General features: G+C 63.4%; 25 protein-coding genes. 9 read left to right on the plus strand and 16 right to left on the minus strand.

The window, feature by feature from the left end:
- Window positions 1-483: 483 nt before the first annotated feature.
- Together ASE66_RS30140 and ASE66_RS30145 are read right to left on the minus strand one after the other, a co-directional pair.
- Window positions 484-1,443, minus strand: coding sequence for an NAD(P)/FAD-dependent oxidoreductase (locus ASE66_RS30140; protein WP_057193866.1), 960 nt, complete (start codon window positions 1,441-1,443; stop codon window positions 484-486).
- Entirely contained in the window at window positions 1,440-2,042 is a 603-nt protein-coding gene (locus ASE66_RS30145; RefSeq protein WP_082613867.1) for a cysteine hydrolase family protein, read from the minus strand. The genes ASE66_RS30140 and ASE66_RS30145 overlap by 4 nt, the downstream gene beginning before the upstream one ends.
- A 254-nt stretch (window positions 2,043-2,296) precedes the next feature.
- On the opposite strand from ASE66_RS30145, the gene ASE66_RS30150 reads away from it, so the two are divergent.
- Window positions 2,297-2,806 (plus strand): ferritin-like domain-containing protein, encoded by a 510-nt coding sequence (locus tag ASE66_RS30150; RefSeq protein ID WP_057193868.1) that lies wholly within the window; start codon window positions 2,297-2,299, stop codon window positions 2,804-2,806.
- Between the two features lie 42 nt (window positions 2,807-2,848).
- On the opposite strand, the gene ASE66_RS30155 is transcribed toward ASE66_RS30150, so the two are convergent.
- From ASE66_RS30155 to ASE66_RS30200, 10 genes are all read right to left on the minus strand, one after another.
- Window positions 2,849-3,943 carry a PAS domain S-box protein gene (locus ASE66_RS30155; RefSeq protein WP_057193663.1) on the minus strand — a complete coding sequence of 365 codons (1,095 nt, stop codon included), beginning with the start codon at window positions 3,941-3,943 and terminating at the stop codon, window positions 2,849-2,851.
- A gap of 84 nt (window positions 3,944-4,027) precedes the next feature.
- Window positions 4,028-4,471, minus strand: coding sequence for a response regulator (locus ASE66_RS30160; RefSeq protein WP_057193664.1), 444 nt, complete (start codon window positions 4,469-4,471; stop codon window positions 4,028-4,030).
- Window positions 4,472-4,505: 34 nt separating this feature from the next.
- Entirely contained in the window at window positions 4,506-5,900 is a 1,395-nt protein-coding gene (locus ASE66_RS30165; protein ID WP_057193665.1) for a PAS domain S-box protein, read from the minus strand.
- Window positions 5,901-6,033: 133 nt separating this feature from the next.
- Complete coding sequence (locus ASE66_RS30170) at window positions 6,034-6,216, minus strand: hypothetical protein (protein ID WP_057193666.1); 183 nt, start codon at window positions 6,214-6,216, stop codon at window positions 6,034-6,036.
- Window positions 6,217-6,425: 209 nt separating this feature from the next.
- Window positions 6,426-8,051 carry an ABC transporter ATP-binding protein gene (locus tag ASE66_RS30175; protein WP_082613869.1) on the minus strand — a complete coding sequence of 542 codons (1,626 nt, stop codon included), beginning with the start codon at window positions 8,049-8,051 and terminating at the stop codon, window positions 6,426-6,428.
- Complete coding sequence (locus ASE66_RS30180) at window positions 8,048-8,929, minus strand: ABC transporter permease (protein WP_057193667.1); 882 nt, start codon at window positions 8,927-8,929, stop codon at window positions 8,048-8,050. Before ASE66_RS30180 ends, ASE66_RS30175 begins: the two co-directional genes overlap by 4 nt.
- An 8-nt stretch (window positions 8,930-8,937) precedes the next feature.
- Window positions 8,938-9,879: an ABC transporter permease gene (locus tag ASE66_RS30185; RefSeq protein WP_057193668.1), complete on the minus strand. Its 942-nt coding sequence runs from the start codon at window positions 9,877-9,879 to the stop codon at window positions 8,938-8,940.
- Window positions 9,879-11,456 carry an ABC transporter substrate-binding protein gene (locus ASE66_RS30190; RefSeq protein ID WP_057193669.1) on the minus strand — a complete coding sequence of 526 codons (1,578 nt, stop codon included), beginning with the start codon at window positions 11,454-11,456 and terminating at the stop codon, window positions 9,879-9,881. Before ASE66_RS30190 ends, ASE66_RS30185 begins: the two co-directional genes overlap by 1 nt.
- A gap of 54 nt (window positions 11,457-11,510) precedes the next feature.
- Complete coding sequence (gene ggt, locus ASE66_RS30195) at window positions 11,511-13,205, minus strand: gamma-glutamyltransferase (RefSeq protein ID WP_057193670.1); 1,695 nt, start codon at window positions 13,203-13,205, stop codon at window positions 11,511-11,513.
- 95 nt (window positions 13,206-13,300) lie between these two features.
- The gene (locus ASE66_RS30200) at window positions 13,301-14,236 is read right to left on the minus strand and encodes a LysR family transcriptional regulator (RefSeq protein ID WP_057193671.1); all 936 of its coding nucleotides are present in this window, start codon (window positions 14,234-14,236) and stop codon (window positions 13,301-13,303) included.
- Between the two features lie 137 nt (window positions 14,237-14,373).
- On the opposite strand from ASE66_RS30200, the gene ASE66_RS30205 reads away from it, so the two are divergent.
- Window positions 14,374-16,692: a molybdopterin guanine dinucleotide-containing S/N-oxide reductase gene (locus tag ASE66_RS30205; RefSeq protein ID WP_057193672.1), complete on the plus strand. Its 2,319-nt coding sequence runs from the start codon at window positions 14,374-14,376 to the stop codon at window positions 16,690-16,692.
- A complete protein-coding gene (locus ASE66_RS30210) occupies window positions 16,689-17,906 on the plus strand; it encodes a CaiB/BaiF CoA transferase family protein (RefSeq protein ID WP_057193673.1) in 1,218 nt (405 codons plus the stop codon). The genes ASE66_RS30205 and ASE66_RS30210 overlap by 4 nt, the downstream gene beginning before the upstream one ends.
- 69 nt (window positions 17,907-17,975) lie before the next feature.
- Here ASE66_RS30210 and ASE66_RS31755 read toward each other — a convergent pair whose 3' ends face one another.
- Together ASE66_RS31755 and ASE66_RS30220 are read right to left on the minus strand one after the other, a co-directional pair.
- Window positions 17,976-18,410 (minus strand): MarR family transcriptional regulator, encoded by a 435-nt coding sequence (locus ASE66_RS31755; protein WP_082613870.1) that lies wholly within the window; start codon window positions 18,408-18,410, stop codon window positions 17,976-17,978.
- A 42-nt stretch (window positions 18,411-18,452) separates the two neighbouring features.
- Window positions 18,453-20,030 carry a methyl-accepting chemotaxis protein gene (locus ASE66_RS30220; protein ID WP_057193675.1) on the minus strand — a complete coding sequence of 526 codons (1,578 nt, stop codon included), beginning with the start codon at window positions 20,028-20,030 and terminating at the stop codon, window positions 18,453-18,455.
- Between the two features lie 430 nt (window positions 20,031-20,460).
- Between ASE66_RS30220 and ASE66_RS30225 the strand changes: the two genes are divergently transcribed.
- Window positions 20,461-22,041 (plus strand): diguanylate cyclase domain-containing protein, encoded by a 1,581-nt coding sequence (locus tag ASE66_RS30225; protein ID WP_057193676.1) that lies wholly within the window; start codon window positions 20,461-20,463, stop codon window positions 22,039-22,041.
- A 621-nt stretch (window positions 22,042-22,662) separates the two neighbouring features.
- Window positions 22,663-23,223 carry a type 1 glutamine amidotransferase domain-containing protein gene (locus tag ASE66_RS30230; RefSeq protein WP_057193677.1) on the plus strand — a complete coding sequence of 187 codons (561 nt, stop codon included), beginning with the start codon at window positions 22,663-22,665 and terminating at the stop codon, window positions 23,221-23,223.
- 64 nt (window positions 23,224-23,287) lie between these two features.
- Here the strand turns inward: ASE66_RS30230 and ASE66_RS32330 are convergent, their stop codons facing one another.
- Complete coding sequence (locus ASE66_RS32330; protein ID WP_156412404.1) at window positions 23,288-23,467, minus strand: hypothetical protein; 180 nt, start codon at window positions 23,465-23,467, stop codon at window positions 23,288-23,290.
- Between the two features lie 130 nt (window positions 23,468-23,597).
- Here ASE66_RS32330 and ASE66_RS30235 point away from each other — a divergent pair, with 130 nt between their 5' ends.
- The 4 genes from ASE66_RS30235 to ASE66_RS32340 all read left to right on the plus strand — a co-directional run bounded on the left by ASE66_RS30235 (window position 23,598) and on the right by ASE66_RS32340 (window position 25,018).
- Window positions 23,598-23,861, plus strand: a complete 264-nt coding sequence (locus tag ASE66_RS30235) for a DksA/TraR family C4-type zinc finger protein (RefSeq protein ID WP_057193678.1) — start codon at window positions 23,598-23,600, stop codon at window positions 23,859-23,861.
- A 168-nt stretch (window positions 23,862-24,029) separates the two neighbouring features.
- Window positions 24,030-24,239, plus strand: coding sequence for a cold-shock protein (locus ASE66_RS30240; protein WP_057193679.1), 210 nt, complete (start codon window positions 24,030-24,032; stop codon window positions 24,237-24,239).
- A gap of 279 nt (window positions 24,240-24,518) precedes the next feature.
- The gene (locus ASE66_RS32335) at window positions 24,519-24,728 is read left to right on the plus strand and encodes a hypothetical protein (protein ID WP_156412405.1); all 210 of its coding nucleotides are present in this window, start codon (window positions 24,519-24,521) and stop codon (window positions 24,726-24,728) included.
- 41 nt (window positions 24,729-24,769) lie between these two features.
- The gene (locus ASE66_RS32340; protein WP_156412406.1) at window positions 24,770-25,018 is read left to right on the plus strand and encodes a hypothetical protein; all 249 of its coding nucleotides are present in this window, start codon (window positions 24,770-24,772) and stop codon (window positions 25,016-25,018) included.
- A gap of 198 nt (window positions 25,019-25,216) precedes the next feature.
- Here the strand turns inward: ASE66_RS32340 and ASE66_RS32805 are convergent, their stop codons facing one another.
- Entirely contained in the window at window positions 25,217-25,648 is a 432-nt protein-coding gene (locus tag ASE66_RS32805) for an SOS response-associated peptidase family protein (RefSeq protein ID WP_413814310.1), read from the minus strand.
- Window positions 25,649-25,767 lie beyond the last annotated feature (119 nt).

Raw genomic sequence — 25,767 nt, forward strand, 5'->3', positions numbered from 1 at the left:
CGTCCCGGAGGTATTGCGAGCCCTTCCCCGCATTGCGCGTGTTCAGACGCTGCGTCACCTCCGCGATCTTGCGGACGTTTCCATTTGCTCGGGATTGTCGCGCCAAAGCCGATCAGCGACGGCCCGATTGGCGGGATGTGCCGGGCCTGCCGCGGGTTGATGGCAGACGCATGACACTGACATTCGCTGTCACCGGAGGATTTGGCACCGAGGCGTTTAGGGCCCGGCTCAGATATAAGGCGCCGGTTGACACGTGGCCTACCGAGGGTCCGCTACCGTCGGCTTTCTTGGGCCGGTTCGGAACCGGCGACCTTCTAACAATCTCCGATGCGTCAGGACGGAAACTGGGTGAGTTCAATCTGCGAGGCGCCGAAGAGGTTGCCCGGCAGATGAGGCGTGTCTGCCGCTTGTAATGAAACATCACCGCCTACAGCAACGAGATGGCGAGGCCATCGCTAGATTATTTTCATGGCGGGCTCCGGCTCAGTCACCAAGCCCCGTTTGCAGCGAATGCTTCTCTAAAGGCCAAAGTTGCGGCTGCTGTTCGTTCAGATCGTTTCTGATTGCCACGGCGGCAATCGCGGCCTGTCCGTTACAGACGCTGATCTGGTCCAGCCCGAAGACAACGTCCCCGGCCGCATAGAGATTCTTCACGGTCGTGCGCTGATGCCGATCAACCTCAATGCATCCATCCTCGGTGGCAGCCGCGCCGAGCTTGCGCGCCAGGCTGGAATGGATGGATGAGCCGAGGGAGGGATAGACGGCGTCGTAAATAAAAGAACCGTCGGCGGTTTTGATCTCGAGGCCCGACGAGCGCAGACGGGTATGGGTGATCGGTCCGGCTCTGAGAGACACACCGGACGCCTCGAGCCTTCGGCGCAACGGGTCGGGAAGGCGGGCGCCCGTCGATATCATCGTGAGGCGATCGGTAAAGGAGCGAAGGAACTCGCACTCGGCGACCGCTTTTTCATCATCGCCAATGACGGCGACATTTTTGCCGGTCACTTCATAGCCGTCGCAAACAGGGCAATATCGCAGATGCCCGCGATACAGGGCTTCAGCATGAATATCGTCATCAAGAGGAGGCCGCCTGTTTGTGACACCTGTCGCCAGCAGAACGGAGCGTGCCGTCCATGAGGCCTCGCTGGTTCGGGCGATGAACCCTGCTGGCGTCAGGGCGAGATCTTCTACGCGTCCGTGTCCAATGGCAGCCCCGTACAGGAGCGCGTGCTCGCGCTGAAGCGACAAAAAGTCGGCGCCGGATATTCCGCCCGGGAAGCCCGGCAGATTATGGCTCTCCGCGATCAGCAGCGCGCGGCTTTTTCCTTCATCGATTACGGCAACCCGCAAGTGAAAGCGCGCGAGGTAGATCGCTGCGGTGAGGCCTGCCGGTCCGCCCCCTATGATGAGGCAATCCATCGTCGGTCCGGGGGACGCACTCATGCCGGCCACTCCCTGAGAATCTCCGCGGTCTCTGCGGTTGCGATCTGCTGGCTGAACCGCTCGGAGAAGAGCTTCAGGAGCGCGTCATGTCCCTCGTCCGAGAAGCTGCAAACCGCATCCGCCGCAACCACGACATGGAAACCGTGATCGACCGCACCGAGGGCTGAGGAGAGTACGCAGACATCGGTTTCCGCGCCCGACAATATGACGGTATCGATCCCACGGTCTTGCAGGTAGGAGACCAACTTGCGACCTGCAAAGGCCGAGTAAACCGGCTTGTCAAAGACCGGCGCGGGCGGTGCGAATGAAGCCAGTTCCGGTACGAGTTCCAGCAACGAGGGATCGATTTGTGCGCGCGTTGTCTCCGGCCAGCGGCGATAGAAGGTTCTCCATGCTCCCTCGGCTTCATCCGGTGTCGTCGGCGTAATAAAGCGCGTGAATATCGTGGCCTCCGGGCGATGCCGCGTGAGTGCCACACATTGCGGCAACACTGTTGGGAGCCAGGGCGTAGACCATGGCCCGTCTGCGGAAAACAAACGCTGCATGTCGATACAAATGTGCGCGGCGCGGGAGGTGAGACGCAGAGAGGCATGTTGCATGAGATCTCCCTCCCTTCGGGCGCAGCTAAAAAAGTGTGAGGCACGGGAAGCGAACGAGTCTCGCTGGGCAAACGTTCCAACGCGAAACACTGCCGAGGCGTTCAGCGCGTCATCCGCGCACCCATGAACATTTTTCAGCTTCCCGGAACAGCAGGAGGGTTCGCAAGTAGTCCCAATCAGGAGTGGTTTCGCAGCGCCTCGTTCTCCGGGACGGCGGGACGAAGACAGCATCACTCGAACAGCGAGATCAGATCATGACGAGCCGTGAAGATCACCTGATGGACTGGCTGCGTGATGCGCATGCGATGGAACAGCAAGCGGTCACCATGCTGTCCGCCTTAGCAGGCCGCATCCAGAATTATCCCGAGCTCAAGATGAAGATCGAAGAGCACCTGTCCGAGACGAAGCGGCAGGCTTCGCAGATTGAGAGCTGTATCGTCAGACGCGGCGGCGATACGTCCACGGTCAAGGATCTCATGGGCAAGTTCGTTGCTATGGGCCAGGGAATGAGCGGCGCTTTTGCCAGCGACGAAATCATTAAAGGCTCCATGGCCGGTTACACCTTCGAGCATATGGAGATCGCAGCTTATCGAACCTTGATCGCGGCCTCGGACGCCGTGGGAGATCCGGAGACGAGCGCCGTTTGCGCGCGTATCCTGGGGGAAGAAGAGGCGATGGCAAGCTGGCTCGCAGACAACCTTCCGGCTGTCACGGCGAAATTCTTGTCTCGTGACGAGGCGCAGGGCGTCGAAGCAAAGCACTGACGCCACGAGCATGTTTCGCAGATAATTCCCGGCGGATATTGCCTAGCTTGCCAGTTGGTCCGTCGGGACTCTTATCTGCACGACGAGTCCGCTATCGGGCCAGCGCCTTTCTATGTTGGCCCCAAGAGATATCTCGATGCTTTTTTCGAGACGACTGCCAAAGCCTTGGCTTGACGGCGGCTCGGCTACGATTTCGCAGTGTTCCATCCAGGTGACACTGACCTCGCGCTCCTTTGCAACAACATCAATGGCGAGGCGACCATCGGGTTCCGATAAACAGCCGTACTTGGCAGCGTTCGTGGCAAGCTCATGAAAAAGAAGCGCCACATGTGTCAGCGCCCGTACGCCCACCGATGGGTCATCTCCCGAGATGACGATTTCCTGATGACCCTCATAGGGCTCCAGGATCGTTTTGACCAAGGTAAGAAGGGTCGTGGTTTGACCCTCAAGGCCATCGCCCTGCCAGTCCGGCATGGTGAGTTCGTGCGCTCTCGAAAGCGCCGCGATGCGCTCGTGAATGCTTCTTGTGACGGTGAGAACGTCCCCACCCGACCGCGCGCTAAGCGAGACGATACCTGCCGTGAGGGCAAAGAGATTCTTCACCCTGTGCTGCATTTCGCCATAGAGAAGCTTTTGCTTCTCCTGGGCGAGACGTCGCTCGGTTATATCGCGCGCAATCTTGGACGCTCCGACAATCACTCCTTGCGCATTTCGCACCGGAGAGATCGTCAATGAGATATCGACAATGCTTCCATCCTTGCGGCGCCGAACTGTCTCGAAATGCTCGACGCGCTGCCCCTGCCGGATTTCCGCCAGGATCGCCGGCTCTTCATCAAGCCGGTCATCGGGAATAAGAATGGTAATCGACTTGCCGATCACCTCGTCGGCCGAATAGCCGAACAGGCGCGTCGCCCCTGCATTCCAAGTGCGGATGTTCGCGTTGAGATCTTTGCTGATAATTGCGTCTGTCGATCCGTTGATGATCGCCACCAGCCAGTCGCGGGGATCCGGGTCGCCTTCGATCTTCACAATGACAGGCTCACGGTCCGGCGCGACACTTGGCTCGCTCGCTCGCCGGGCAAGACCGAACGATTCGCGTTTCAACCCTTTGGTGCTTTCATCACCTAGCGTGGTCACTTTTCCCTCCATAACGGGCGTGCACCGGATGCACTATAGTAACAGCCGTTTTTGCGGTGATACGCGCGGCGATGTTGCCCGAGCCTATTCGGAATGCGCCTGTGCATCGCCAGCACCATCGCGGTTTTGATAGTAGGTCTTGAGAAGCCTGAGGAGTTCTTCGGCCTGGTACGGTTTCTGCAGCCAACCGATTGGTGAAGCCGGTGCGGCTCGACTTCGCGTGTCGGTGTCCGCATGCGCAGACGCAAAAATCGAACGAATGCCAAGGGTTGAATACAACTCGATGGCGGCGTCCACACCGTCTCGGCGCCCGGCTAGACGAATGTCCATGATCGCGAGATCGGGCTTTTCCGACTTAGCGATTGCGATCGCTTCTTCGGCGGTGATCGCCGTTCCGACGACCTCGATGCCTGCCTCCATCAATCGATATTCGAGCTCCATGGCGATTAGAAATTCGTCTTCGACGATGAGAATTCGTGCCTGCACGCTGCTGTCGAACTCGGCATCTTCCGGCTTCAGCCCCGGCATCTTTGGCCCTCATCCATCGCGTAAGACGCACAAATTAGTCTCCGGCCTGGGCGGCAAACACAACTGTGGAGACGGCGCCCGGTCCCGGGGCGACAGAGAAGCTTCCTCGAAGCTGGCGAACGAGGCCCGCCACCAAGCCTGTGCCGGAAGAGCGCCGTCCCGTTTCCTTATAGTCATATCCGGGGCCGCCATCTCGGACAGTCAGTTCGAAGTTCCCGCCCGAGCGCTTGAACGAAACCCACACCTTGCATCGGTTTAGTGCGTCGCGGCCGTGTCTTGCCGCATTGGTCAGCAGCTCGTTGAGGATAAGGGCAACCGGCATCGCTATCTCGTTGCGCACCTGATCGTTTGGGACATCGATGTGAAGGTGAACGTCTTTGGACAAGACCTCGTTGGCACTGGCGCATATCGCCCCGATTAAGCCGGGCGCGTCAGCGCCAACATCGTCTTGCTTCTGGTACATTGATCGCTGAGCAGCGGCCATTGCGCCAATGCGCTGTCCGGCATCAGTAAGTACGGCTTTGGCTTCCGAGCTCTTCGTTTCGCGCTGGGCGCCACGTAGCAACCCGTAGAGCATCGCCATGTTGTTTTTGACCCGGTGATTGAGCTCATCAAGCAGGACGCGTTGACGGGCTTCGGCGGATTTACGATCGGTGATGTCAATCAGCATGTTGATCGCTCCCACCAGATTACCGGCTCCATCCCGCATCGGTGTTGGATAGGGCAAAAACGGAAACATCGATCCGTCCGGGCGAGCTGCCATCGCCTCCACGCCACGCACGGGGCGATTTTCCTTCAACGCTATGGCCATCGGACATTCGGCGTGCGGAAGTGGCCGCCCATCAGCCGTATAGAGACGAAAGGTGACGCACCATTCATCTTCTCCGATCACGGGCTCGCGTCCAGCCAGGTCCGCGGCCGCGCGATTGAAATATGTGATCTTTCCAGCAGCATCTGTTGTATACACGGCCGCAGGTAAAGCCTCTAAAATCTGGCGCATTTCGTCTTGCTTTCGCGCAAGCTGGCGGCGCGCTTCAACGACCTCAGTCACGTCGGTTGTGAAGCAGCGCGTGTGTGCGAATTCGTTGCCTTCAAAGCGGCCGCTGGAGGTGATTTCGACGTGTTTTACCGACCCGTCTTTCGCCAATAGCCGAGCAGGAAACCGGACGATTTTTTCGCCCGCTGCGAGCCGGTCGAGGATTTCCGAGATCGTTGCCTGGTCGGCGTGAAATTCAGAAATCGGCCTGCCGACATATTCGTCGTGTGTGTATCCCAGGAGCTCCAACTCGGCACGGTTCGCACCGACGATCGTCCCATCCCTTCCGACCAGGTGAAGAGCGAGCGCACCGTTCTCGAAAAAGTCCTCGTAATCCTGTTCTGTGAGGCGTGGGCTGGAGACGCGTATTGCGGCGTGTTCGGTATTACCCATCGCATCACTCTCGCACCGGCATAAAATGCGCCGACGTCTGAAACTGTGCTGGCCAGCTTTTGTTCCAAATGGAATTTAATCAGCTGTAAGCAATCTCGGCCTGCTTCCACCCGTTTGCCGGGCGGCTGCTGCGTCAGATTGGCCCGAGGGGTTCCGAGCGTTCAATTGTCGACTCGAAGCTCCAGGATAGCGTCGCCACTCTGGCGCCCTCCATCTCGATAAGGACGAGCTCGACTTCGGCGAAAGCGCTGCGAAAGCCGCTGATGACGGCGGTGAGGACGCCGGAATAGGCGGCCGACGCGACATAGCCGATCAAGGCGCCGCTCCTCGGCCACGGCCACGAAATAGCGCAGATGGCGCAGCTCGAAGGAGGGCCCGTCCGAAGGCCTGCCGTTCACGGGCGCATCCCTTCGGCCCGCGCCGGTGCGGCACCATGCGGAGCTTTCCGTGCGGGTGACGAGGCAAACGGCATGATCGATCAGTAACGGAACCCGCGTTTCTTGTCCCCCTGCCCTCCTCGGGACGTCAAGCGACCGCGGCGACCTTTCGGGCAAAACCCGGCACCGCCGCCAGCAATTCGCGGGTATAGGCCTCCTCCGGCGCCTCGAAGACGCGCTGGGCCGGGCCGATCTCGACGATCCGCCCGCGCTGCATCACCGCGATCCGGTCGCAGATGTTCGAGGCGACGCGCAGGTCGTGCGTTACGAAGATCATGGCGAAGCCGATCCGGCGCTGCAGCTCCTCGAACAGCCGCAGCACCTGGGCCTGCACCGAGACGTCGAGGGCGGAGACGGCCTCGTCGGCGACGATGACCGAAGGCTCCATCGCCAGCGCCCGGGCGATGCAGATGCGCTGGCGCTGCCCGCCGGAGAACTCGTGCGGAAAGCGATCGAGCGCATCGCGCCTCAGGCCGACGAGCTCCATCAGGTCCTCGGCGCGCTTTACCGCCTCGCCGACCGAAAGCCCGTGCTGGACCGGTCCCTCGATCAGCGACTGGCCGATCCGCCGGCGCGGATTGAGCGATTTATAGGGGTCCTGGAAGACCATCTGGATATGGCGGCGCATTTGGAGCAGCGCTGAGCCGGCGAGGCCGGCGATGTCCTGCCCCTGGAACAGGATGCGGCCGGAATCCGGCGTCTCGAAGCGCAGCAGCGTCTTTGCGAGGCTGGTCTTGCCGGAACCCGACTCGCCGACGACGCCCAGCGTCTCGCCGGGCGCCAGGCTGAAGGAGACCGTGTCGAGCGCGCGGGTCTCGCGTTTGGCGCCGAGGAAACTGGTGCTGCGATAGGTCAGTGACAGCCCTTCAACGGCGAGGACGGCGGCCTCGCGTCGCTCCGGCTCCGGGCGGTATCGGAAACGCGGCACGGCTTCGATCAGCGCGCGCGTATAGGGATGCTCCGGTGCCGCCAGAACCTTGTCCGGCGTGCCACGCTCGACGACCTCGCCCTGCTGCATCACCACGACATGGTCGGCGATGTCGGCGACCACGCCGAAATCATGCGTGATCATCAGCACGCCGCTGTCGTGCTTGGTCAGAAGCTCGCGCAGGAGCCGCAGGATCTGGGCCTGGGTGGTGACGTCGAGCGCCGTCGTCGGCTCGTCGGCGATGATCAGCGCCGGCTCCAGAGCGAGCGCCATCGCGATCATCACCCGCTGGCGCTGGCCGCCGGAGAGCTGATGTGGATAGGCCCTCGCCAGCCTGTCCGGGTCCGGCAACTGCACATCCGCCATCAGCTCGACGACCCGCGCCTCGATCTGCCTGTGGTCCATCTGCGGCCGGTGGATGCGCAGCACCTCGGCGATCTGCTCGCCGACCCGCATCACCGGGTTGAGCGCGGTCAACGGCTCCTGGAAGATCATCGCGATCCGGTTGCCGCGCAATTCGCACAGACGCGCCGGAGACGCCGCCGCAATGTCCTCACCCTCCAGATGGATCGCTCCGCCAGTGATGCGCAGCACCTTCTCGGGCAGCAGGCGCATCACGGCGGCGGCGGTCACCGATTTCCCCGAGCCGGACTCGCCTACGACGCAGACGATCTGCTTGCGATGGACCTCGAGCGAGACGTCATGGACCGCATGCTTCCGGTCGAGCCCCTCGGGCAGCGCGACGCTGAGGTTTTCGATGCGCAGGATCGGTTCTGACACGGTCATGACGACACCTTCGCGGCACGGGAGAGCCGAGGATCGAGCCGGTCGCGCAGGCCGTCGCCGAGCAGGTTCACGGCCATGACGGTGACGGCAAGGAAGAGACCCGGTGCGATGATCGTCCAGGGCGCGCGCTGGAAGACGGCACGCCCCTCGGCTAGTACATTGCCCCAGCTGGGAATGTCCGGCGGGAAGCCGACGCCAAGGAAGCCGAGCACGGCTTCGGACAGGATCGCAGCGGCGAACATATAGGTCGTCTGGACGATCAGCGGTGCGATGCAGCTCGGCAGGATATGGCGCAGCAGGACGAGGCGGGCCGGAATGCCGAGCCCTTCGGCGGCACGGACGTAAGACTCCTCGCGCACGCTGAGCACGACGGCACGCACCAGCCGCGTCACGCGCGGGATCTCGGCGAAGGTGATCGCCGCGACGATAGTGAAGAGGCTCGGGCCGACCAGCGAGACCAGCGCCACGGCGAAGAGAATGCCGGGGATCGCCATGATGCCGTCCATGACCCGCATCACGACCGGATCGAGCCAGCGCAGATAGCCGGTCAGCAGCCCGATCACGGTACCGATGGCGGCGCCGGCGAGCGCCGCGAACAGACCGACCAGCAGCGAAATCCGGCCGCCATGCAGCACGAGCGCAAAGACGTCCCGCCCGAGCGCGTCGGTGCCGAACCAGAACTCGCTGCCTGGCGGGCGCAGCCGCAGGCGCGGGCGGATCAGGAAGGGGTCGCCGCCGGTGATCAGCCCGGCAAAGACCGCCGACAACGCAATGGCCAGCAGAAGTGCGCCGCTGAACAAGGCGACACGGTTGGTCAGCAGCGCGTCGATCAGGATGCCGCGCCGCGCCAGAGAAGGAGCCTGTCCGTTTGCCGACATGACAGGCCTCAATACCGGATGCGGGGATCGACGATCACATAGGCGATGTCGATCAGGAGGTTCACGCCGACATAGATCAGCGCGAAGAACAGCATCAGGCCCTGCACGACGGGATAGTCGCGGGCGAGAATGGCATCGATCGTCAATCGCCCGACGCCGGGCAGGTTGAAGACGCTTTCGGTCACGACGACGCCGCTGATCAGCAAGGCGATGCCGAGCCCGATCACGGTGATGATCGGCACCGCGGCGTTGGGCAGGGCATGGCGCCAGAGCACGCGGCGCTCGACATTGCCTTTGGCGCGGGCGGTCCGCACGAAGTCCTCGCCGAGCACTTCCAGCAGGCTGGAGCGGGTGACGCGCGAGATCAGCGCCATGAAGACCAGCGCCAGCGTGATCGACGGCAAGGCAAGATGGCGCAGTGCGGCGAGCGGATCGGCGAAGGGGCTGACATAGCCCTGCACCGGGAAGATGTCCGCCTTCACCGAGAGCAGCAGGATCAGGATGTAGCCGATCACGAAGGCCGGCACCGAGAAGCCGACGACCGAGAGCATCATCACCGCCCGGTCGATCCAGCTGTTGTGCCGCCAGGCGGCGATGGCGCCGAGCGGCACCGCCACCACGACCGTGATCAGGATGGCGCTGAGAGCCAGCACCAGGGTGGGCTCCAGCCGGTCGAAGATCAGGGTCAGGACGGGGATCTTGGAGAGCACCGAGGTGCCGAGATTGCCGCGCACGATCTCGCCGAGCCAGGCGAGGTATTGCATGACGAGGGGGCGATCGAGCCCCATCTCGGCACGAATGCGGGCGAGCGCCTCGGGCCCGGCAGTCTCGCCGGCGATGATCAGCGCGGGATCGCCGGGGCTCAGCCGCAGCAGCAGGAAGACGATGGTGGCGACGACGAGCATCACCGGCACCGCCATCGCGATCCTCAGGGCGACAAGCCTGAGCATCAGGCCTTGCCCACGCCCCAGACGACCATGACCGGCGACGGAACATAGCCGGAGACGGTCGAGCGGAAGGTCTCGTAGTCGAAATAGGTGCCGAGCGGGACGTAGAAGACGAGATCATAGGCCCGCTGCTGCATCTCCTCGGCGATCGCCTTCTGCTTCGCCGGCTCGGTCTCGCGCTGGTAGCGGCCCTTCAGCGCCTCGGTCTGCGGATCGTCGACGAAGCCAGTATAGGCGACCTTGCCGCGCGCATCGAAGTTGAGGTTGCCGAGCGGCGAGATCAGGTCGATCCGGTCGAAGACCGCATGCGCCAGATTCCAGCCGCCCTCGGCGACGGGATCAGGCTTGGCGCGGCGCGCCAGGAAGGCGCTCCATTCCATGGTCTGGATCTCGGAGGGAATGCCGATCTGGCGCAGGAGCTGCTGCGTCATCGGCGCCAGCGGCGCGAAGGAGGCGATGTCGCCGGGCGTAATGATGACGATCTTCTCGCCCTTATAGCCGGCTTCCTGCAGCAGCGCCTTAGCCTTGGCGATATTGGGCTTGCCGGTGTCGGGGAAGCCGACGGCGCTTTCCAGCGGCGTGCCGCAGCCGAAGAAGGCGGGGCAGATCTGGTAGGATTCGGGATCGCCGATCGAGGCGTCCATATAGTCTTGCTGGGTTGCCACCGCCTGGACGGCCTGGCGCATCTTGACGCTGTCGAAGGGTGGCTGCGCCCAGTTGAAGCGGATCGTCGAGGCGTTCGGCCCGGGCCGGCGGCGGATGACCACGTCTTTGTTGCCCTGCAGCAGCGAGCGCTGGTCAGCGTTCATGTTCTCGAGCAGGTCGATCTCGCCCTTGGCGAGCGCGTTGATGGCGGTCTGCTTGCTCGGGAACCAGATCACCTCGACCCGGTCGACCTTGACCAGCTTGCCGCCGGCGAGACCATCGGGCGGCTCGGCCCGCGGCACATATTTCTCGTTGCGCTCATAGGCCCAGCTCACGCCGGGGCGGAACTCCGACTGGATGAACTTGAACGGACCGGAGCCGACGACCTCCTCCAGCACCTTGTCGGGCGCCAGTTCGGCGATGCGCCTGGGCATGATGAAGAGCGGGATCGAGCTCGGTCGAGCGAAACCCTCCAGCATCGGGCCGAACGGCTCCTTCAGCGAAATCCGGAAGGCCTTGCCGTCGACGGCTTCCATGCCGGCGGTAACCGCGGCAAGGCGCAGGCCGACCACGTCCTTCTTGGCCCAGCGCGCGATCGAGGCGATGCAGTCCTGCGCCGTGACCGGCTGCCCATCATGGAATGCGAGCCCATCGCGCAGCACGAAGGTCCAGGTGAGCTTGTCGGTGCTGACCGACCACTCCTTCACCATCTGGGGCTGCGGCCGGTACTGCGCATCGACCGAGAACAGCGTGTCGTAGACCATGAAGGCGTGGTTGCGGGTGATGTAGGCGTTGGTCACCACCGGATCGAGCACGCGCAGCGCCGCATGCGGGGCCATGCGCAGGGTCTTCTTCGCCTGCGCGCGGGCTGGGGTCATCGTGGCCAAGAGTGCGCCGGCGGAGAGGGCCAGCGCATCGCGTCGGTTGATCAGCATGTCCTGTTCCCCTTGTTCTCGGGCTTTTCCGCCCGTTCGACTGCTTCTGCGTGTTCAGTAGCTTCGGCCCCGGCGGGGGTCGGGCCAGAACGAGGTGCCCGCGCGCGCCGCGCCGCCGCCGACGCCCATCGGCACGCCATCCGCCCGCCAGCACGCCGCGCCGGTCATGGCGCCATCCGCTTCGAAGCCGATGATCCCCATGCCGCCGGCGACGTGATCGACAGCCGAGACGCGATGGCCGAGCGCCGCGAGCGTTGCCCGCACCGCATCCGGCACGCCGCGCTCGATCTCGGCCTCCTGACCCCAGCTGAAGACGCGCGGCGCTTCCGCCGCCTCCTGCGGGGTCATGCCGTGGTCGATGAGATTGAGGACGGCCTGCATCGCCGAGGCCGGGATGCGATGGGCGCCGGGCAGGCCGAGCGCGAAGATAGGGCGGCCGTCGCGCTTGCCGATCAGCGCGGTGATGCCGCTGGTGATGCGCTTGCCGGGCTGGAGCGAGAGCGCCTTTCCGGGGTGCGGATCGAACAGATAAATGTAGTTGTTGGGGATGATCCCGGTGCCGGGGATCATGATCCGCGCACCGAACAGGCTGTTGATCGTCTGCGTTGAGGTGACGATGTTGCCGTCACCATCAGCGATCGTGACATGGGTGGTGTTGGCCGACTCGTTCGAGAGGATGCGGGCCTCGAAGCTGCCGGCGCGGCCAGGATCGATCTCGGGCCGGCGCAGCGCCGCGTAGTCCTTGGAGATCAGCCTGGCGGACGGCACATCGACGAAATCAGGATCAGCGGTGACGGCGCGCCGGTCGGCCGCCGCGATCTTCAGCGCCTCCAGCACGAGGTGCAGCGTCTCGGGTGTGCCGAAGCCGAGCTGGCCGATATCCCAGGCCTCGAGCAGGTTCAGGATCTGCAGGGTCTGGACACCGCCGGAACAGGGCGGCGGCGGCCCGACGATCTCGACGCCGCGATAGGTCCCGCGCACCGGCTCGCGGTCGATGGTCTTGTAGGACTCAAGGTCGCCAAGGCGCAGGAACGATCCGACGCTCTCCAGATAGGTCGCGACCTTGCGGCCGAGTTCGCCGCCATAGACGACGCCGGGCCCCTGCGCCGCGATCGATCGCAGCGTCGCGGCATAATCGGCTTGGACCAGCAGGTCGCCTGTGGCGAGCGGCTGCCCGCCGGGCAGGAAGACCGCAGCGATGGCAAGGTCCAGCGCAAGGTCGGGCGCGGTCTCCGCGATGCAGGTCGCGAGATAGGGCGAGAGCCGAAAGCCGCGCTCTGCATGGCGGATCGCCGGCTCGATCAGATCGCGCAGCGGCAGACGGCCGAAGCGCTCTGCCGCTTCGCACCAGGCCTTCAGCGTGCCCGGAACTGCGACGGCCTTGGGCCCGACCCGGTTGGCGCGGCCCTTCGTCTCCATATAGTCGGGCCATTCCTCGGAGATCGGCTCGAAGCTGTCCGGACGGGCTGCAGCCGGCGCCGTCGACAGGCCGTCGAGCACGACCTCACGGCCATCGGCAAGCCGGATCAGCGCCGCGCCGCCGCCGAGGATGCCGACCATCATCGGCTCAACCACGGTCAGCGTGAACAGCGCCGAGACCGCGGCATCGATGGCGTTGCCACCTGCCGCCAGCATCTCGACGGCGGCAGCGGACGCCAAGGGATGATTGGTCGCTGCCATGCCGCGATGGGCACTGACCGTCGTCTTCTCGCAAATGAAGGGGCTTCCTGCCCGGTCGCGCCAGTCCATCGCCGTCAGCTCGATCCTGATGATCGACGATTATCGGCCCGAAAATTCAGATCAGTCCAATACGCGGTCTGCGCATTTTCAATAATTCGGGGTTATCAGACCGGTTTGCTGACCGGCGTACTCTTGCGAGCATGGGCGGCGAAGGCGCGGGCGACCGGCGAGGGTTCGTTGCGGCGGTAGGCGACGGCGAGCTCCGCCAGCACCGGCTCGCCCGCGATGGCGCGATAGCGCAGGCCGGGAACCTGGATGCTCCGGAGCGACTGCGGCACCAGCGCAACGCCGAGGCCTACCGCGACCATGCTGGCGATGGTGACGAAGTCGCGCCCCTGCGGGCCGAGCCGCGGAAAGAAGCCGGCGGCGCGGCACGCGGACGTCGTATGCTCGTGGAAGCTGACGCCGGCCGGATGACGCGGCATGATGAAGACGTCGCCGTTGAGCGCCGAGAGCGGCACACGCTCTTGCCCTGCAAACGGATGACTCTCCGGCAGGGCCAATATGATCTCCTCGAACAGGATCGGCGTCGAGACGATGCCGAGCGGCAGCGGCACGGGCGGGCGGATGAAGCCGATATCGAGCTTGCCCTGGTCGAGCTGGCCGAGCTGCTGCATCATCTCCATCTCGGAAATGTCGAGCTCGACCTCCGGATAGGCTTGGCGGAACTGCCCGACCATCGTGGTGAGCGCCCCGCTATAGGCGGCCGAGCTGACATAGCCGATGGCGATGCGCCCGATTTCGCCGCGCCCGGCTCGGCGCGCCACCAGCAGCGCCGCCTCGGTCTGCTGCACGGCCTTGCGCGCCTCTTCCGCGAAGAGCTCGCCGGCGAGTGTCAGCTTCACCGAGCGCCGCGTCCGGTCGAACAGCGGCGTGCCGACGATCTCCTCGAGATTCATGATCTGCTGGCTGAGGCCCGGCTGCGCGATCTGCAGCCGCTCCGCCGCGCGGCCATAATTCAGCTCGTCCGCGGTGGCGAGGAAGTAGCGCAGATGGCGCAGTTCGAGTGTCGCGCTGCTGGGGCGGCGGCCGGGCGCCATGACGCTCTCCTGAGAAGTGGCAATTCTTGAAATCAACAACTATGCATATTGGACTGATGTGAACGGCCCCAGCAATATCCGCCGACATCAATAGGCTGGCGTCCACAGGCGCCACCATCCTCCCTGGCGAGTTGCGCATGGACGACCCGGTTCTGCTGTCGCGCGGCATTCCCCACGCCGCCCATTGGGGCAGCTTCTTCGCGCGCCGCGACGGCGACAGGCTGGTGGTGACGCCGCATCCGGAGGATCCGGCGCCCTCGCCGATCCTCGGCAACTTCACCGATGTGCTGCGGCACAAGGCGCGCATCCAGCGGCCGATGGTCCGGCGTGGCTGGCTGGAGAACGGTCCCGGCCCGCGCGAACGCGACTTCCGAAACGATCTCGTCAGCGTCGGCTGGGATGAGGTGCTCGATCGGCTCGCGGCCGAGATCACCCGTGTCCACCAGAGCTTCGGTGCGCAGGCGATCTATGGCGGCTCCTATGGCTGGGCGAGCGCCGGGCGTTTCCATCATGCCCAGAGCCAGATCCATCGCTTCTTCAATGTCGCCTGCGGCGGCTATGTCCGCTCGGTCAACAGCTACAGCGCCGGCGCCTCCTCGGTAATCCTGCCGCATGTGCTCGGGCCGTTCGAGAACCTGTCGCGGCGCAATGTCACCTGGGAGCAGATCGCCGAGCACACCGATTTCGTGCTCGCCTTTGGCGGGATGCCGCTGAAGAACTCGATGATCGCCAGCGGCGGCATTACCCGCCATGTCGAGCCTGACGCCATGGCGCGCGCCGCCGCCCGCGGCTGCGCCTTCTGGTCCGCCAGCCCCTTGCGCGACGACATGCCGGAAGAAGCGCGCCCGCTCTGGCTACCGATCCGTCCCGGCACGGACGTGGCGCTGATGCTCGGCGTTGCCCATACGCTCCTCGTCGAGAACCAGCACGACCGTGCCTTCCTCGACCGCTATTGCGTCGGCTTCGACTTGTTCGCGGACTATCTGGCGGGCGCCTCGGACGACGTCGTCAAGGATGCGGAGTGGGCAGCGGCGATCAGCGGCATCGATGCCGCGGCGATCCACGAAATTGCTCACAGGCTCGTCGCCGGGCGCAGCCTGATCACCGTCGCCCATGCCCTGCAGCGCGCGCAATATGGCGAGCAACCGGTTTGGATGGCGGCGGTGCTGGCGGCGATGGTCGGCCAGATCGGCCTGCCCGGCGGCGGCTACAACTATGCGCTCGGCGCGATGGGCCATACCGGCCGGCGGGTAAACGCCGTGCCGATCCCAACCATGGCGCAGGGCACGAACGGCGTGACGGATTTCATCCCGGTCGCCCGCATCGCCGACATGCTGCTCGGGCCGGGCACCCCGTTCGAATATAACGGCCAGACGCTCAGCTATCCGGATATCCGGCTGGTCTATTGGGCCGGTGGCAACCCGTTCCACCACCACCAGGACCTGAATCGGCTGCGGCAGGCCTTCTCGCGGGTCGACACCATCATCTGCCATGAGAGCGCCTGGACGCCGATGGCGCGCTTCGCCGACATCGTGCTGCCGGCGACGATGTCGCTGGAGCGCGACGACATCGGCGCTGCCGCGACCGATCCGCGCCTGATCGCGATGAAGCGCCTGGCCGAGCCTGTGGGTGAGGCTCGCGACGATTTCGCGATCTTCCGAGAGCTTGCAGCCCGGATGAGTTGCGAAGCGGCCTTCACCGAGGGGCGCTCGGCGCGCGATTGGCTAGAACATCTCTACGAACCGACGCGCGCGGCACTGGCCGAAAAGGGTTGGCCCGCCGCGTCCTTCGCCGAGTTCTGGGAACGCGGCGAGATCGCCCTCCCCTCCGCTCCGGACGATGGCGGCCTGCTGCGCGCCTTCCGCGACGACCCGGAGCGCAACGCCCTGCCGACGCCGAGCGGGCGGATCGAGCTCGTGTCCGCGACGATCGCCGGCTTCGGCTATGATGACTGCCCCGGGCATCCGAGCTGGCTGCCCGCGACCGAACAGCCGGACGAAGCCGCGCCGCTGACCCTGATCGCCAACCAGCCGGCGACGCGGCTGCACAGCCAGCTCGATTTCGGCGCCTACAGCCAGGCGGCCAAGCATCGCGGCCGCGAGGTCGTGCGTCTCAACCCGCAAGATGCCGCCGCGCGCAGCATTGCCGAGGGCGATCTGGTGCGCCTGTTCAACGGGCGCGGCGCCTGCCTCGCCGCCGCCCATCTCAGCGACGGCGTGATGCCTAGCGTGGTCAATCTTTCCACCGGCGCCTGGTACGACCCACTCGATGACGGCGCGGCCCATCCGCTCTGCGTCCACGGCAATCCGAACGTCCTGACCCGCGACCTCGGTACCTCGCGGCTGGCGCAGGGGAGCTGCGGGCAGGTCACGACGGTGCAGTGCGAGCGCTTCGACGACGAGGCCCCGCCGATATGCGCCTATGACCCGCCGCGCGGCTCGGAGCTTCCACGATGACGGGACCGCTCGCCGGCGTCCGGGTCCTCGACATGACCTCCGTGCTCATGGGCCCTTACGCCACCTCGATCATGGGCGACATGGGCGCCGACGTGATCAAGCTGGAATCGCCGGATGGCGATCTCATCCGGCAGGTCGGACCGAGCCGCAGCGGCGCGATGGGCGGCATGTTCATGCATGCCAACCGTTCCAAGCGCAGCATCGCTGTCGACCTGAAGAGGCCCGGCGGCCGCGATGTCGCGCTCAAACTGGCGCAGACGGCCGACGTGCTGGTCTACAACATCCGGCCGCAAGCGATGGAGCGGCTCGGGCTCGGCTATGAGGATGTGGCGAAGGTGCGGCCCGACATCATCTATGTCGGCACCTTCGGCTTCGGCCAGGACGGCCCTTACGCGGCGAAGCCGGCCTATGACGATCTCGTCCAGGGCCTCTGCGCCGTGCCCTCCCTTATCGCCGAGGCCGGCGACGGCACGCCGCGCTATGTGCCGATCAACATCGCCGATCGCGTGGTCGGCCTGCATGCTCTTTCTGCGATCCTTGCAGCGCTCCGCCATCGCGACAGGACGGGCCAGGGACAGCGCATCGACGTGCCGATGTTGGAGACCATGGCAAGTTTCGTGCTCGGCGACCATCTTGGCGGCCTGAGCTACGAGCCGCAGCTGGATGAAGGCGGCTATCCGCGCCTGCTCGCACCCGAGCGCCGCCCGTTCCGGACAGCGGACGGCTTCCTCTGCGTGGTCATTTATACCGACCGCCACTGGCAGCGCTTCATCGAGATCACGGGACGCGCGGACTGGCGCGACGACATCCGCTTAGCCAGCCACGCCAGCCGCACGCGACACGCAGGCGAGATCATGAAGAGCGTTGCGGAGATCTTCGCCGGCAGGACGACGGCGGCATGGGAGGACGCCCTCGCCGCAGCAGACATTCCACACGCCCGCATGCATACGCTCTCCTCCTTGCTGAAGGACCCGCATCTCGCCGAAGCCGGCTTTTTCCAGATGTCGGAGCATCCGACCGAGGGGCCGGTCCGCACCATGCGGGTTCCCTCCCGCTGGAGCGTCAGCCAGCCTCAGCCGACGCGGCCCGCGCCGGAACTCGGGGAGCATAGCCGCGAACTGCTGCGAGAGCTCCATCTGCCGGAGAAAGAGATCGAGAGACTGCTGTCGACGCGGTCTGTGATCTGCCATGGCGACCGGCCGGATGCAGCATGAGCAAGGCTTTTCGACACTCCCTGCGCAATCGAGGCCAGCGGCCGTAGGACCGCAGGCGCGCCAGATCCGCTATTCCCTGTGGCCTTCTTCCATCGCCGCCTGTTGTCCTTCTGTCGCCTTTCGCATGCCTTGCCTGAGAGCCTGGATGCTTCTGTTGAGCTCAATCATCTGGGGGATTTCGCATCCGGAATGGCGCAGGAGGACGTCGGTGAGGCAGCCGGTCTTCGGATGCAGCTCGTGGCCCTTGGCGGTCAGATGGACCTCGACCAGGCGCTCATCCACCGTGCTGCGCCGGCGGCTGAGGAAGCCAGCCGCCTTGAGGCGCTTGACCGCCGGGATGATCGTGCTGGGCTCGAGTGCGAGGCGCTCGCCGATCGCACTGATCGTCAGGCCTTCCCGCTGATCAATGCGCCCAAGCCCGACCAGCTCACTGCCGACGCCCCGACCCTGCCGCTCGACGGCCAGCTCTGCTTTTCGATCTATTCGGCCTCGCTGGCGATCCAGCGCGTCTACAAGCCAATGCTGGACGCGCTCAGCCGAGCTAGCCTAGCTTGCCACCTGTCCTGAAAAACGCGTTACAGTTTGGCCTAAGCGCGTGACCTCCCCATCAACCATCGCGGCGGCGTTCGCGATCTCTTCACCGCTGCTCAGCGTGCGCTCCGCATCGAACGCTACTTGCTTCATCGCCCCTGTTGCACCCTCGGCCTGAGCAATCGCTCGTGCCAAGAGAGATGCGATCGTGTCTATGGTACTGGCCTGTTCGTCGACAGCGCGTACAATCCCGCTCGTCGCATTGATTATCGCCGCCGTCGACTGACCGATGTTTTGCATGGCGGCCAGGGACCGTTCTGTGGCGGTTCGGACCTCTTCTATCCTTACCCCGATTTCCTGCGTTGCAGTCGCAGTGCGCGCGGCAAGATTCTTCACCTCCCCCGCGACGACTGCAAAGCCCCGCCCTGCAGCGCCGGCCCGGGCCGCCTCTATCGTGGCGTTGAGGGCGAGTAGATTTGTTTGCGTGGCAATGCCGCGGATCACCTCCGAGACCTCACCGATGTCGCGAACCGCATCGGTAAGCTCGGCGCGGATAGCAATGGCCGCCTCGATGTCCGCTGCCGCGGCGCCGACAAGGTTGCTCGTTGTATCGGTTTCGCGACGAATCTGACCGACACTGACGGCGAGGCGGCGAGAGCAAATCTCGACGGACGAAATATCCTCGCTGGCGTATGCGACGCGCGAGACGGCACTGGTCAGAGAATTATGAGTCGCCCCCGCAATGGTGCGCAGCATTATCGCTGCCTCGGTCATGCGCTCGGCCGAGTTCATGAAGGCGTTCATGATGTCGCCCACCTCATCGCGGAAGCCGCGCGCATGTGCCTCAGCCGAATTCCTGCGGTCCTCCTCGCGATCAGCGCGTAAGAGCGCCTCTTCCCGGAGTGTGGAAGCAATGAGCGCGGAGCGAATACGGTCGATATAAAGCCGCGCAAAAGCACGCAGCGACACCAAGAGTATGATACTATAGATAAGGAGAAGTGCGAGATTGCTTAGTGCCTGATCGAGCGGCGTGTAGATAACCTGAGCCAAGCGACCGATCATTACCATCCCTGAGAAGGTCAATGCGGCAGCGGGCATGCTCGCCATGGTAAATATGCCCGCGAAGATCAATCCCGCCAGGATCGTTGCGACCAGCGTCTCCATTTCTGGCACGAGGCCCGGATTGAGCCAGAGCCCGGCGATGAGCCAGGGCAGAGCCAGTATGGCGGAATCAATAATCGTGCGCCGCGTGAAACGCTCTGAGGGCGGTTCGACACGCTTGCGTGTCTCAAGTGCCTGAGTTCGGCGTAAGCCGGCGACGCCGATTACGACGACGCAACTGAGCCACCCTATCGCAGCAAATACCCAACCGTGCCAAATCGCTACCGCCGCCGTGACTACGGCAGCCGCAATGTTGGAGATGAGAACCGGGGGTAGGATTGCCGAAAAAACTTCGGACTGCAGGCGCCGCAGCAATCCCGCCTCAGTTTGGTTGAGGTCTGGCAGGCCGAGTTTTTGACCAACCCATAAATGGTAACGCTGCAATAGGGCGCCCAGCCGCCCCTTATCGCTGGCGCTGTTGCGCGCCGTCATTGAAATCATCCCCTACCAGCCCCCGGAAAATTGGTCGCATGCAGAAGTTAACGGTTTGCGATGGGTGCAACCGGAATTGGTGGCAGAGGCGGGCCGCTTGGTGCCCTGCATCCTATGCATTTTGCCAGGTGCCACGCCGGGAGTCGGCGCAAAGCCGGGCCGGTCAGACAAACCTGCGGATGCTGCCGCCGTCAGGATCGGCCCAGAGAGCCATTCGATCCACAAGGAAAAACGGATCCAGGATTTTTGGTAAATCGCAGCATCAGCACGCAGTTACAAGTAAATATGTAAAATTGCGTGCATTTCTGCAATATTCCATTGATCGACAAGCTTCAGCTGCGCTGCGATACCCTATCGTCAAGCTTCAAGTCGAGTCGTATGGCCGGGCGACGATCCTTGGGGTCAACTGCTTGTAACGGCAAGGCTGCGCATGTTCATCCGGATTTTGGATTGCATACGGACAGACCATGATCCCAAGCTCGTTCTTCTGGCGGTTCTGGTCTCGCTCGTCTCAGGATTCACCGTTTTTGCCATTCTCAACCATGCACGTGCGCAGCATGGTGGGGCGCGGCACGTCTGGTCGCTCATTGCGGCCTGCGTGGCAGGCGGCGGCATATGGTCCACTCATTTCGTTGCAATGCTCGGCTTCGCCCCCGCGACTGCCGTCAGCTACGACATCGCGTTGACGCTCGCCTCCGCGCTGCTAAGCATCGTGATCGCCGGCATCGCCGTGCCCCTATTGATGTCGACGGCTCTTACATGCGCTCTCGCCGGCGCCGTCGTACTAAGCGCGGCAATTGCTGTCATGCACTTCACCGGCATGCGAGCGCTGGTATTCGCCGGCACGTTCGCTTGGGAGCCAGCTCTAGTTGCGCTCTCCGTTAGCTCCGCTGTCCTGCTGGTCGGCGCCGCCATCGTCGTCGAACGTCTCGCCAACAGGCGAAGGCACAGACTAGTTGCCGCAACGCTATTTGGCGCGGCCGTTTGCTGCCTCCATTTCACGGCGATGGCGGCCGCCGTCGTCAAGACGGACCCCACCCTCGCTGTTTCGGATGGTGGCCTGTCAGAGTTTCTCCTTGGGCTTTCGGTCGCCTTCGTGGCGTCCGTGATCGTGGCTCTCAGTCTGGTCGCGATCGTCTTCGACAAGCGCGCTCACAGGGCATCCGCCGATGCGGTCCAGATGCGAAGCATCATCGAGGCAGCACAGACCGGAATCGTGGTGTGCGAGAACCAGAAAGTGATCGCCACAAACCGGACCTTCGAGCAACTGGTCGGCCTCGGTCAGGCTGAGATCGAAGGCACCTCCCTGGCGCGTTTTATAGCCAAGCCTGTAGTCACAAGCGACCGCGGTAATAACTGCCTCAGGGGAGTTGAAGCGCAGTTGATGACGGTCACCGGCGCGCTCGTCGATGTTGCGCTGAGCGCCACGCCAATTCTGTCCAGCGGCGCCCCGCGACTCTTGGTCGAGATCCGCGACATCCGGGTGGAGAAGGCTGCGCGCGCGCACATGACCTATCTTGCAAACCATGACGCGTTGACGGGATTGCCGAATCTTCGGTTGTTCCGCAGCGAGCTTCGACGGGCCATCGACATCGCCGCTGCGTCCGGCGACGAGTTCGGCCTCTTGTGGCTCGACCTGGACCATTTCAAGAGCGTGAACGACACTTACGGGCACGCCGCGGGTGATGTTCTTCTCCGATCGGTCGCTGCGCGTGTCCGTTCGGTCTTGGGAGAGCGGCACGTATTGGCCCGGGTGGGTGGCGACGAATTCGTGGTTTTGTGCCGGCCCGAGCAAAACGGCGCCGACCCGACTGCCCTGGCCTTGCGGCTGCTGGAGGCGATGGTCGAACCGGTCCCGATAAACAACAAGCAACTCGACGTTGCCTTTTCAATCGGTCTGGCGATTTATCCGCACGACGCGGATTCGCTCGATGCGCTGGTGCACAAGGCTGATACAGCGCTTTACGAAGCCAAGAAGATGGGCCGCGCCTGTTGGAGGCGCGCTGCCTGAATTGGTCCAATCGGTCGGTGCCGGGGAGCCCAATTTTTGGATTTACAGTGCGTTTGCCTGGAGTTCATCGCGGCGCTAGTCACGGAGTCAGCACCATCCAGTTTGATATTGCCAAGCTGTGAATTCTGGATCGGGTTTGAAACCTGAAACACCGTCGGGGCCAACCCGATATTTCTGGTCACCGGAGCTATCCAACGTCCGCTGTCGTGCGCGCCCAAGGTCCAGAGCTCGCTCCGCCGATGGATAAGGGCTTATTCGGCTAGTTGGCAGCCGCCTGCCTAGAACCGCTTTCGGGTTCATTGAGAGGACGACTGCATCATGGGCGCCAAAGCCAGCAATAAGCAGCAGGTCGCCGAACGCTTCGGTGTCTCGCTCAACCTCCGTGACGCAATCGCGTTGATTTTCTGGAGGCTTTGACGGCTCCTCCCGCCTGGTTTGACCAGCGGTGGCCGGATCTCGCCGTAATCGTCCGGATCGCCGACATTCACGACCTCTGACACAGACTCGGCTTTAGGACGTCGGGCAACCTTCCGCGCAACCGTGTTTCCTCGGGGCCGCGGGGAACGCTTCGCGCCGTCTTCTGTTGGAAAGGAACACCCCCCTTCTAACAGGAGAGCTCCCATGAGCGTTCTCGCCGGCAAAAGCATTCTCATTCTCGCAACAAACGGCTTCGAGCAGTCCGAGCTCGAGGTGCCACAGGCAAAGCTAAAGGAGGCCGGGGCCACCGTGCATGTCGCTTCACCTGAGAGCGGAGAAATCAAGGGCTGGGACAAGAAGGACTGGGGGCGCGCGGTCAAAGTAGACAAGGCGCTCGATGCGGTGGATGCGTCCTCTTATGACGCCATCGTCCTCCCGGGTGGCCAGATGAACCCCGATACCCTGCGCGGCAACGGTAAGGCGCTCGCACTGATCAAGGAGTTCTTCAGTCAGGGCAAAGTTGTCGCGGCAGTCTGTCACGCTCCCTGGCTGCTCATCGACACCGGCATAGCCAAGGGCCGCAAGCTGACGTCCTACAAGACGATTAAGCAGGATCTCATCAACGCCGGAGCCGATTGGCAGGATGCCGAGGTCGTTACAGACAAGGGTGTCGTCACCTCGCGCCAGCCGGATGATCTGCCGGCCTTCGTCGCAAAGATCATCGAGGAGGTCCGGGAAGGCCTGCACAAGCGCCAGGCCGCCTGATCGCATCATCAACCTGCAAAACGGCCTCACGAGCTCGGCCTTGGCGGGCCGGGTTTCTCTCGTCTCAGCGGTGTTTCGCCTTTTTTAGCAGCCCCGCGTCGATCGCCAGTTGGATATCGATTTGAGCAATATCCTCGGTGGTGAGCTTGAGATCGCGTCGTAGCCTGCGGTGGGTTTCGAGATCGATAGGTGTCTCTTCGGACCGCGGTTTATCAGAAGCCACCCGCGTGCGGCTTTTAGGCATAGGCATTCGCCATATACGCCCGCGACGATGGCGCGGATGCAGCGACGTGAAATTCAGGCGCCGTCTAACGACAGCGGGGAACCAATGCCATCGTCCTCGATTAATTCAGATAGAGCACAAGGGCATTGCCATGGCGAGCGGGTGGGCCCCCGATGGGGCAGTTCAGGATCAGATCGACGACTCGATCACTGACGCGGTGCGAGTGGCGCGGGCCAAGCTTCCTAGCGGTCCTGGCGAAACTCACTGCCAGGTTTGCGGCGAGGAGATTCCGGAGGCCAGGCGCAAGGCGATGCCTGGTGCTCGTACCTGCGTTGATTGCCAATCCGGCATCGACAGTCGCCCGGAATTCGGCGGCGTCAATCGCAGCGGTAGCAAGGACAGCCAACTGAAGTGACTGGTTTCGTGGACACAAGACTTGTCCTCGCCGCGTCCAGGCGAAGCTTCGTGAAAGCGCTGAGACGCGCGATTGCGCCAAAAAAACTGAGATTTGTAACAGGCGCGGTTTTACTTGCCTCCAAAACGGACGCCCGTCATTCTCGCTGGCGCAACGAGGGAGAGCAGCATGGCGACCGGAACAGTGAAGTGGTTCAACTCGACGAAGGGTTTCGGCTTTATCCAACCTGACGATGGCGGCCAGGATGTGTTCGTGCACATCTCCGCGGTCGAGCGAGCTGGTCTGCGGGATCTCCAAGAGGGCCAGGCAATCTCCTACGAGATCGTCGCCGACAAGCGATCTGGAAAGTCATCGGCGGAGAACCTCAAGGCCAAGTGACGGGCTGGTGCCCAGAGAACGAAGTGTCCAACGCGCAGCGTGATTAAAGCCCGGCCCCTTGAGGTCGGGCTTTTGCTTTGAATACGCAACTAGCGCAGCCATCGCGGGGACACCGATAGCAAACGGCATCCGTGGTCATGAGCACTGATTATCGCACGATCTGAACGCCAGTCCGCCTTCAGCGTTCCAGATCGGCTGGCCTCTGCGCTTTAGCGACGCTTGGAACGGCTTCGACAGGCTGGAGTTCATATGGGTCGCCGTTTGATCGGAGTGAGCCCCATGACCCGCGAGCCTCCCCCACCGAAGAAGGCTGGTATGGCCGCTCTGTTGGCCGTCGCAATAGTCGCGACAATGGTCGTGGCCATCTTTGTGGGCTTCAATTTCTGGCATGCCGACACACTGCGCGAGCGGCAGACGGGTCAGGTCGACAAGCGCGATGCCCCGAAGAGCCCGACTGACCTGCAGGTTGCCCCTATGCAGCGTAAGTAGATATCTGCCCGAGCGAGACGCGTGTGAACGGGAGACGAGCGATGGACGATCCAGATACCGTCAGCTCAACAACCTGCGAGAGACTGGTAGGCGAAGCACGAATTTCCGGTCGACGCGAAGGGTTGCGCGAAGCACTTGAGGCCAGTGACGTCGAGGAATTGATCGCGGTCTGGATACGCCGCCCGAAGGCAGACTCTCCAGAAGGGAGGGCTTGGGAAGCTGGCGCGCGTCAGGCGCATAATTGGAAGGCGGCGGCCATTCTCGCCCTCATAGAGGCAAATGAGGGATGAGCACTCATCGTTCTCTCGATGGATGATGATGGCGTCTCAGAGCACGCCGAAGATCCGAAGCCCTATCGCCAGTGACACGATCCAAACCGCCGCAATGATCGGCGCGGTTCCGCAGAGTGCTCGCCGCNCAGGATCTGCCTGATCATCCTTCTTCACGCCACGGGGCCGACATCCAAACCTCACATTCCTCCGGCGTCGTCAGGTCACCGGCATGGCCTTGGGATCGATCAGCGCCACCTTTGCGTTTGGGTCGGTCGTGAGAAAGGCAAAGCGCTCGGCCGTCGCTTCACCCTTCTTGACCTTGCGCACGCTCGTCCACTGCGGACACCAGATCCCGGCGAAAAATGCCGTGGGTCGATCTTCGCCAAAAGCGAACCAGACATCGCCGCCGGCGTCGCGATTGAATTCGCTGAAGCTGGTGAAGGGCACGAGGCAGCGGTTCGGGATATCGAGCCAGCGCTTCCAATGCGAACTTGAAGTGTTGCGCACGTTCGGCGTGCCGCTGTCCGGCTCAATCCGCAGCGGCATGTCGAAGTCGACCGGCTTGTTCTTGGCGCGGAGCTTGTCGGCACTTTTCGTGGCGGCGTCGAGCAGTGCCTTCTTCGACGACGGCATGCCCCAGCGTGTCATCGCCAAGCGCGCCTTACCATCCTGTTGCGGATAATCGACGCCTCATAGTCCGGAAAAATGCCGGGCCGCGGCGGTAGGTTGGCAAAGTTCGCGCCGCCGTCGTTGAACGTGCGAACAGC

Source organism: Allobosea sp. Root483D1, from assembly GCF_001429505.1.
GTDB lineage: Bacteria > Pseudomonadota > Alphaproteobacteria > Rhizobiales > Beijerinckiaceae > Allobosea.

Coding starts and splice junctions, on each gene's coding strand:
- ASE66_RS30140 (WP_057193866.1), bottom strand. CDS start 1,443: ATGAGTGCGTCCCCCGGACCGACGATGGATTGCCTCATCATAGGGGGC.
- ASE66_RS30145 (WP_082613867.1), bottom strand. CDS start 2,042: ATGCAACATGCCTCTCTGCGTCTCACCTCCCGCGCCGCGCACATTTGT.
- ASE66_RS30150 (WP_057193868.1), top strand. CDS start 2,297: ATGACGAGCCGTGAAGATCACCTGATGGACTGGCTGCGTGATGCGCAT.
- ASE66_RS30160 (WP_057193664.1), bottom strand. CDS start 4,471: ATGCCGGGGCTGAAGCCGGAAGATGCCGAGTTCGACAGCAGCGTGCAG.
- ASE66_RS30165 (WP_057193665.1), bottom strand. CDS start 5,900: ATGGGTAATACCGAACACGCCGCAATACGCGTCTCCAGCCCACGCCTC.
- ASE66_RS30175 (WP_082613869.1), bottom strand. CDS start 8,051: ATGACCGTGTCAGAACCGATCCTGCGCATCGAAAACCTCAGCGTCGCG.
- ASE66_RS30180 (WP_057193667.1), bottom strand. CDS start 8,929: ATGTCGGCAAACGGACAGGCTCCTTCTCTGGCGCGGCGCGGCATCCTG.
- ASE66_RS30185 (WP_057193668.1), bottom strand. CDS start 9,879: ATGCTCAGGCTTGTCGCCCTGAGGATCGCGATGGCGGTGCCGGTGATG.
- ASE66_RS30190 (WP_057193669.1), bottom strand. CDS start 11,456: ATGCTGATCAACCGACGCGATGCGCTGGCCCTCTCCGCCGGCGCACTC.
- ggt (WP_057193670.1), bottom strand. CDS start 13,205: ATGGACTGGCGCGACCGGGCAGGAAGCCCCTTCATTTGCGAGAAGACG.
- ASE66_RS30200 (WP_057193671.1), bottom strand. CDS start 14,236: ATGGCGCCCGGCCGCCGCCCCAGCAGCGCGACACTCGAACTGCGCCAT.
- ASE66_RS30205 (WP_057193672.1), top strand. CDS start 14,374: ATGGACGACCCGGTTCTGCTGTCGCGCGGCATTCCCCACGCCGCCCAT.
- ASE66_RS30210 (WP_057193673.1), top strand. CDS start 16,689: ATGACGGGACCGCTCGCCGGCGTCCGGGTCCTCGACATGACCTCCGTG.
- ASE66_RS30220 (WP_057193675.1), bottom strand. CDS start 20,030: ATGACGGCGCGCAACAGCGCCAGCGATAAGGGGCGGCTGGGCGCCCTA.
- ASE66_RS30225 (WP_057193676.1), top strand. CDS start 20,461: ATGTTCATCCGGATTTTGGATTGCATACGGACAGACCATGATCCCAAG.
- ASE66_RS30230 (WP_057193677.1), top strand. CDS start 22,663: ATGAGCGTTCTCGCCGGCAAAAGCATTCTCATTCTCGCAACAAACGGC.
- ASE66_RS32330 (WP_156412404.1), bottom strand. CDS start 23,467: ATGCCTAAAAGCCGCACGCGGGTGGCTTCTGATAAACCGCGGTCCGAA.
- ASE66_RS30235 (WP_057193678.1), top strand. CDS start 23,598: ATGGCGAGCGGGTGGGCCCCCGATGGGGCAGTTCAGGATCAGATCGAC.
- ASE66_RS30240 (WP_057193679.1), top strand. CDS start 24,030: ATGGCGACCGGAACAGTGAAGTGGTTCAACTCGACGAAGGGTTTCGGC.
- ASE66_RS32335 (WP_156412405.1), top strand. CDS start 24,519: ATGACCCGCGAGCCTCCCCCACCGAAGAAGGCTGGTATGGCCGCTCTG.
- ASE66_RS32340 (WP_156412406.1), top strand. CDS start 24,770: ATGGACGATCCAGATACCGTCAGCTCAACAACCTGCGAGAGACTGGTA.
- ASE66_RS32805 (WP_413814310.1), bottom strand. CDS start 25,648: ATGACACGCTGGGGCATGCCGTCGTCGAAGAAGGCACTGCTCGACGCC.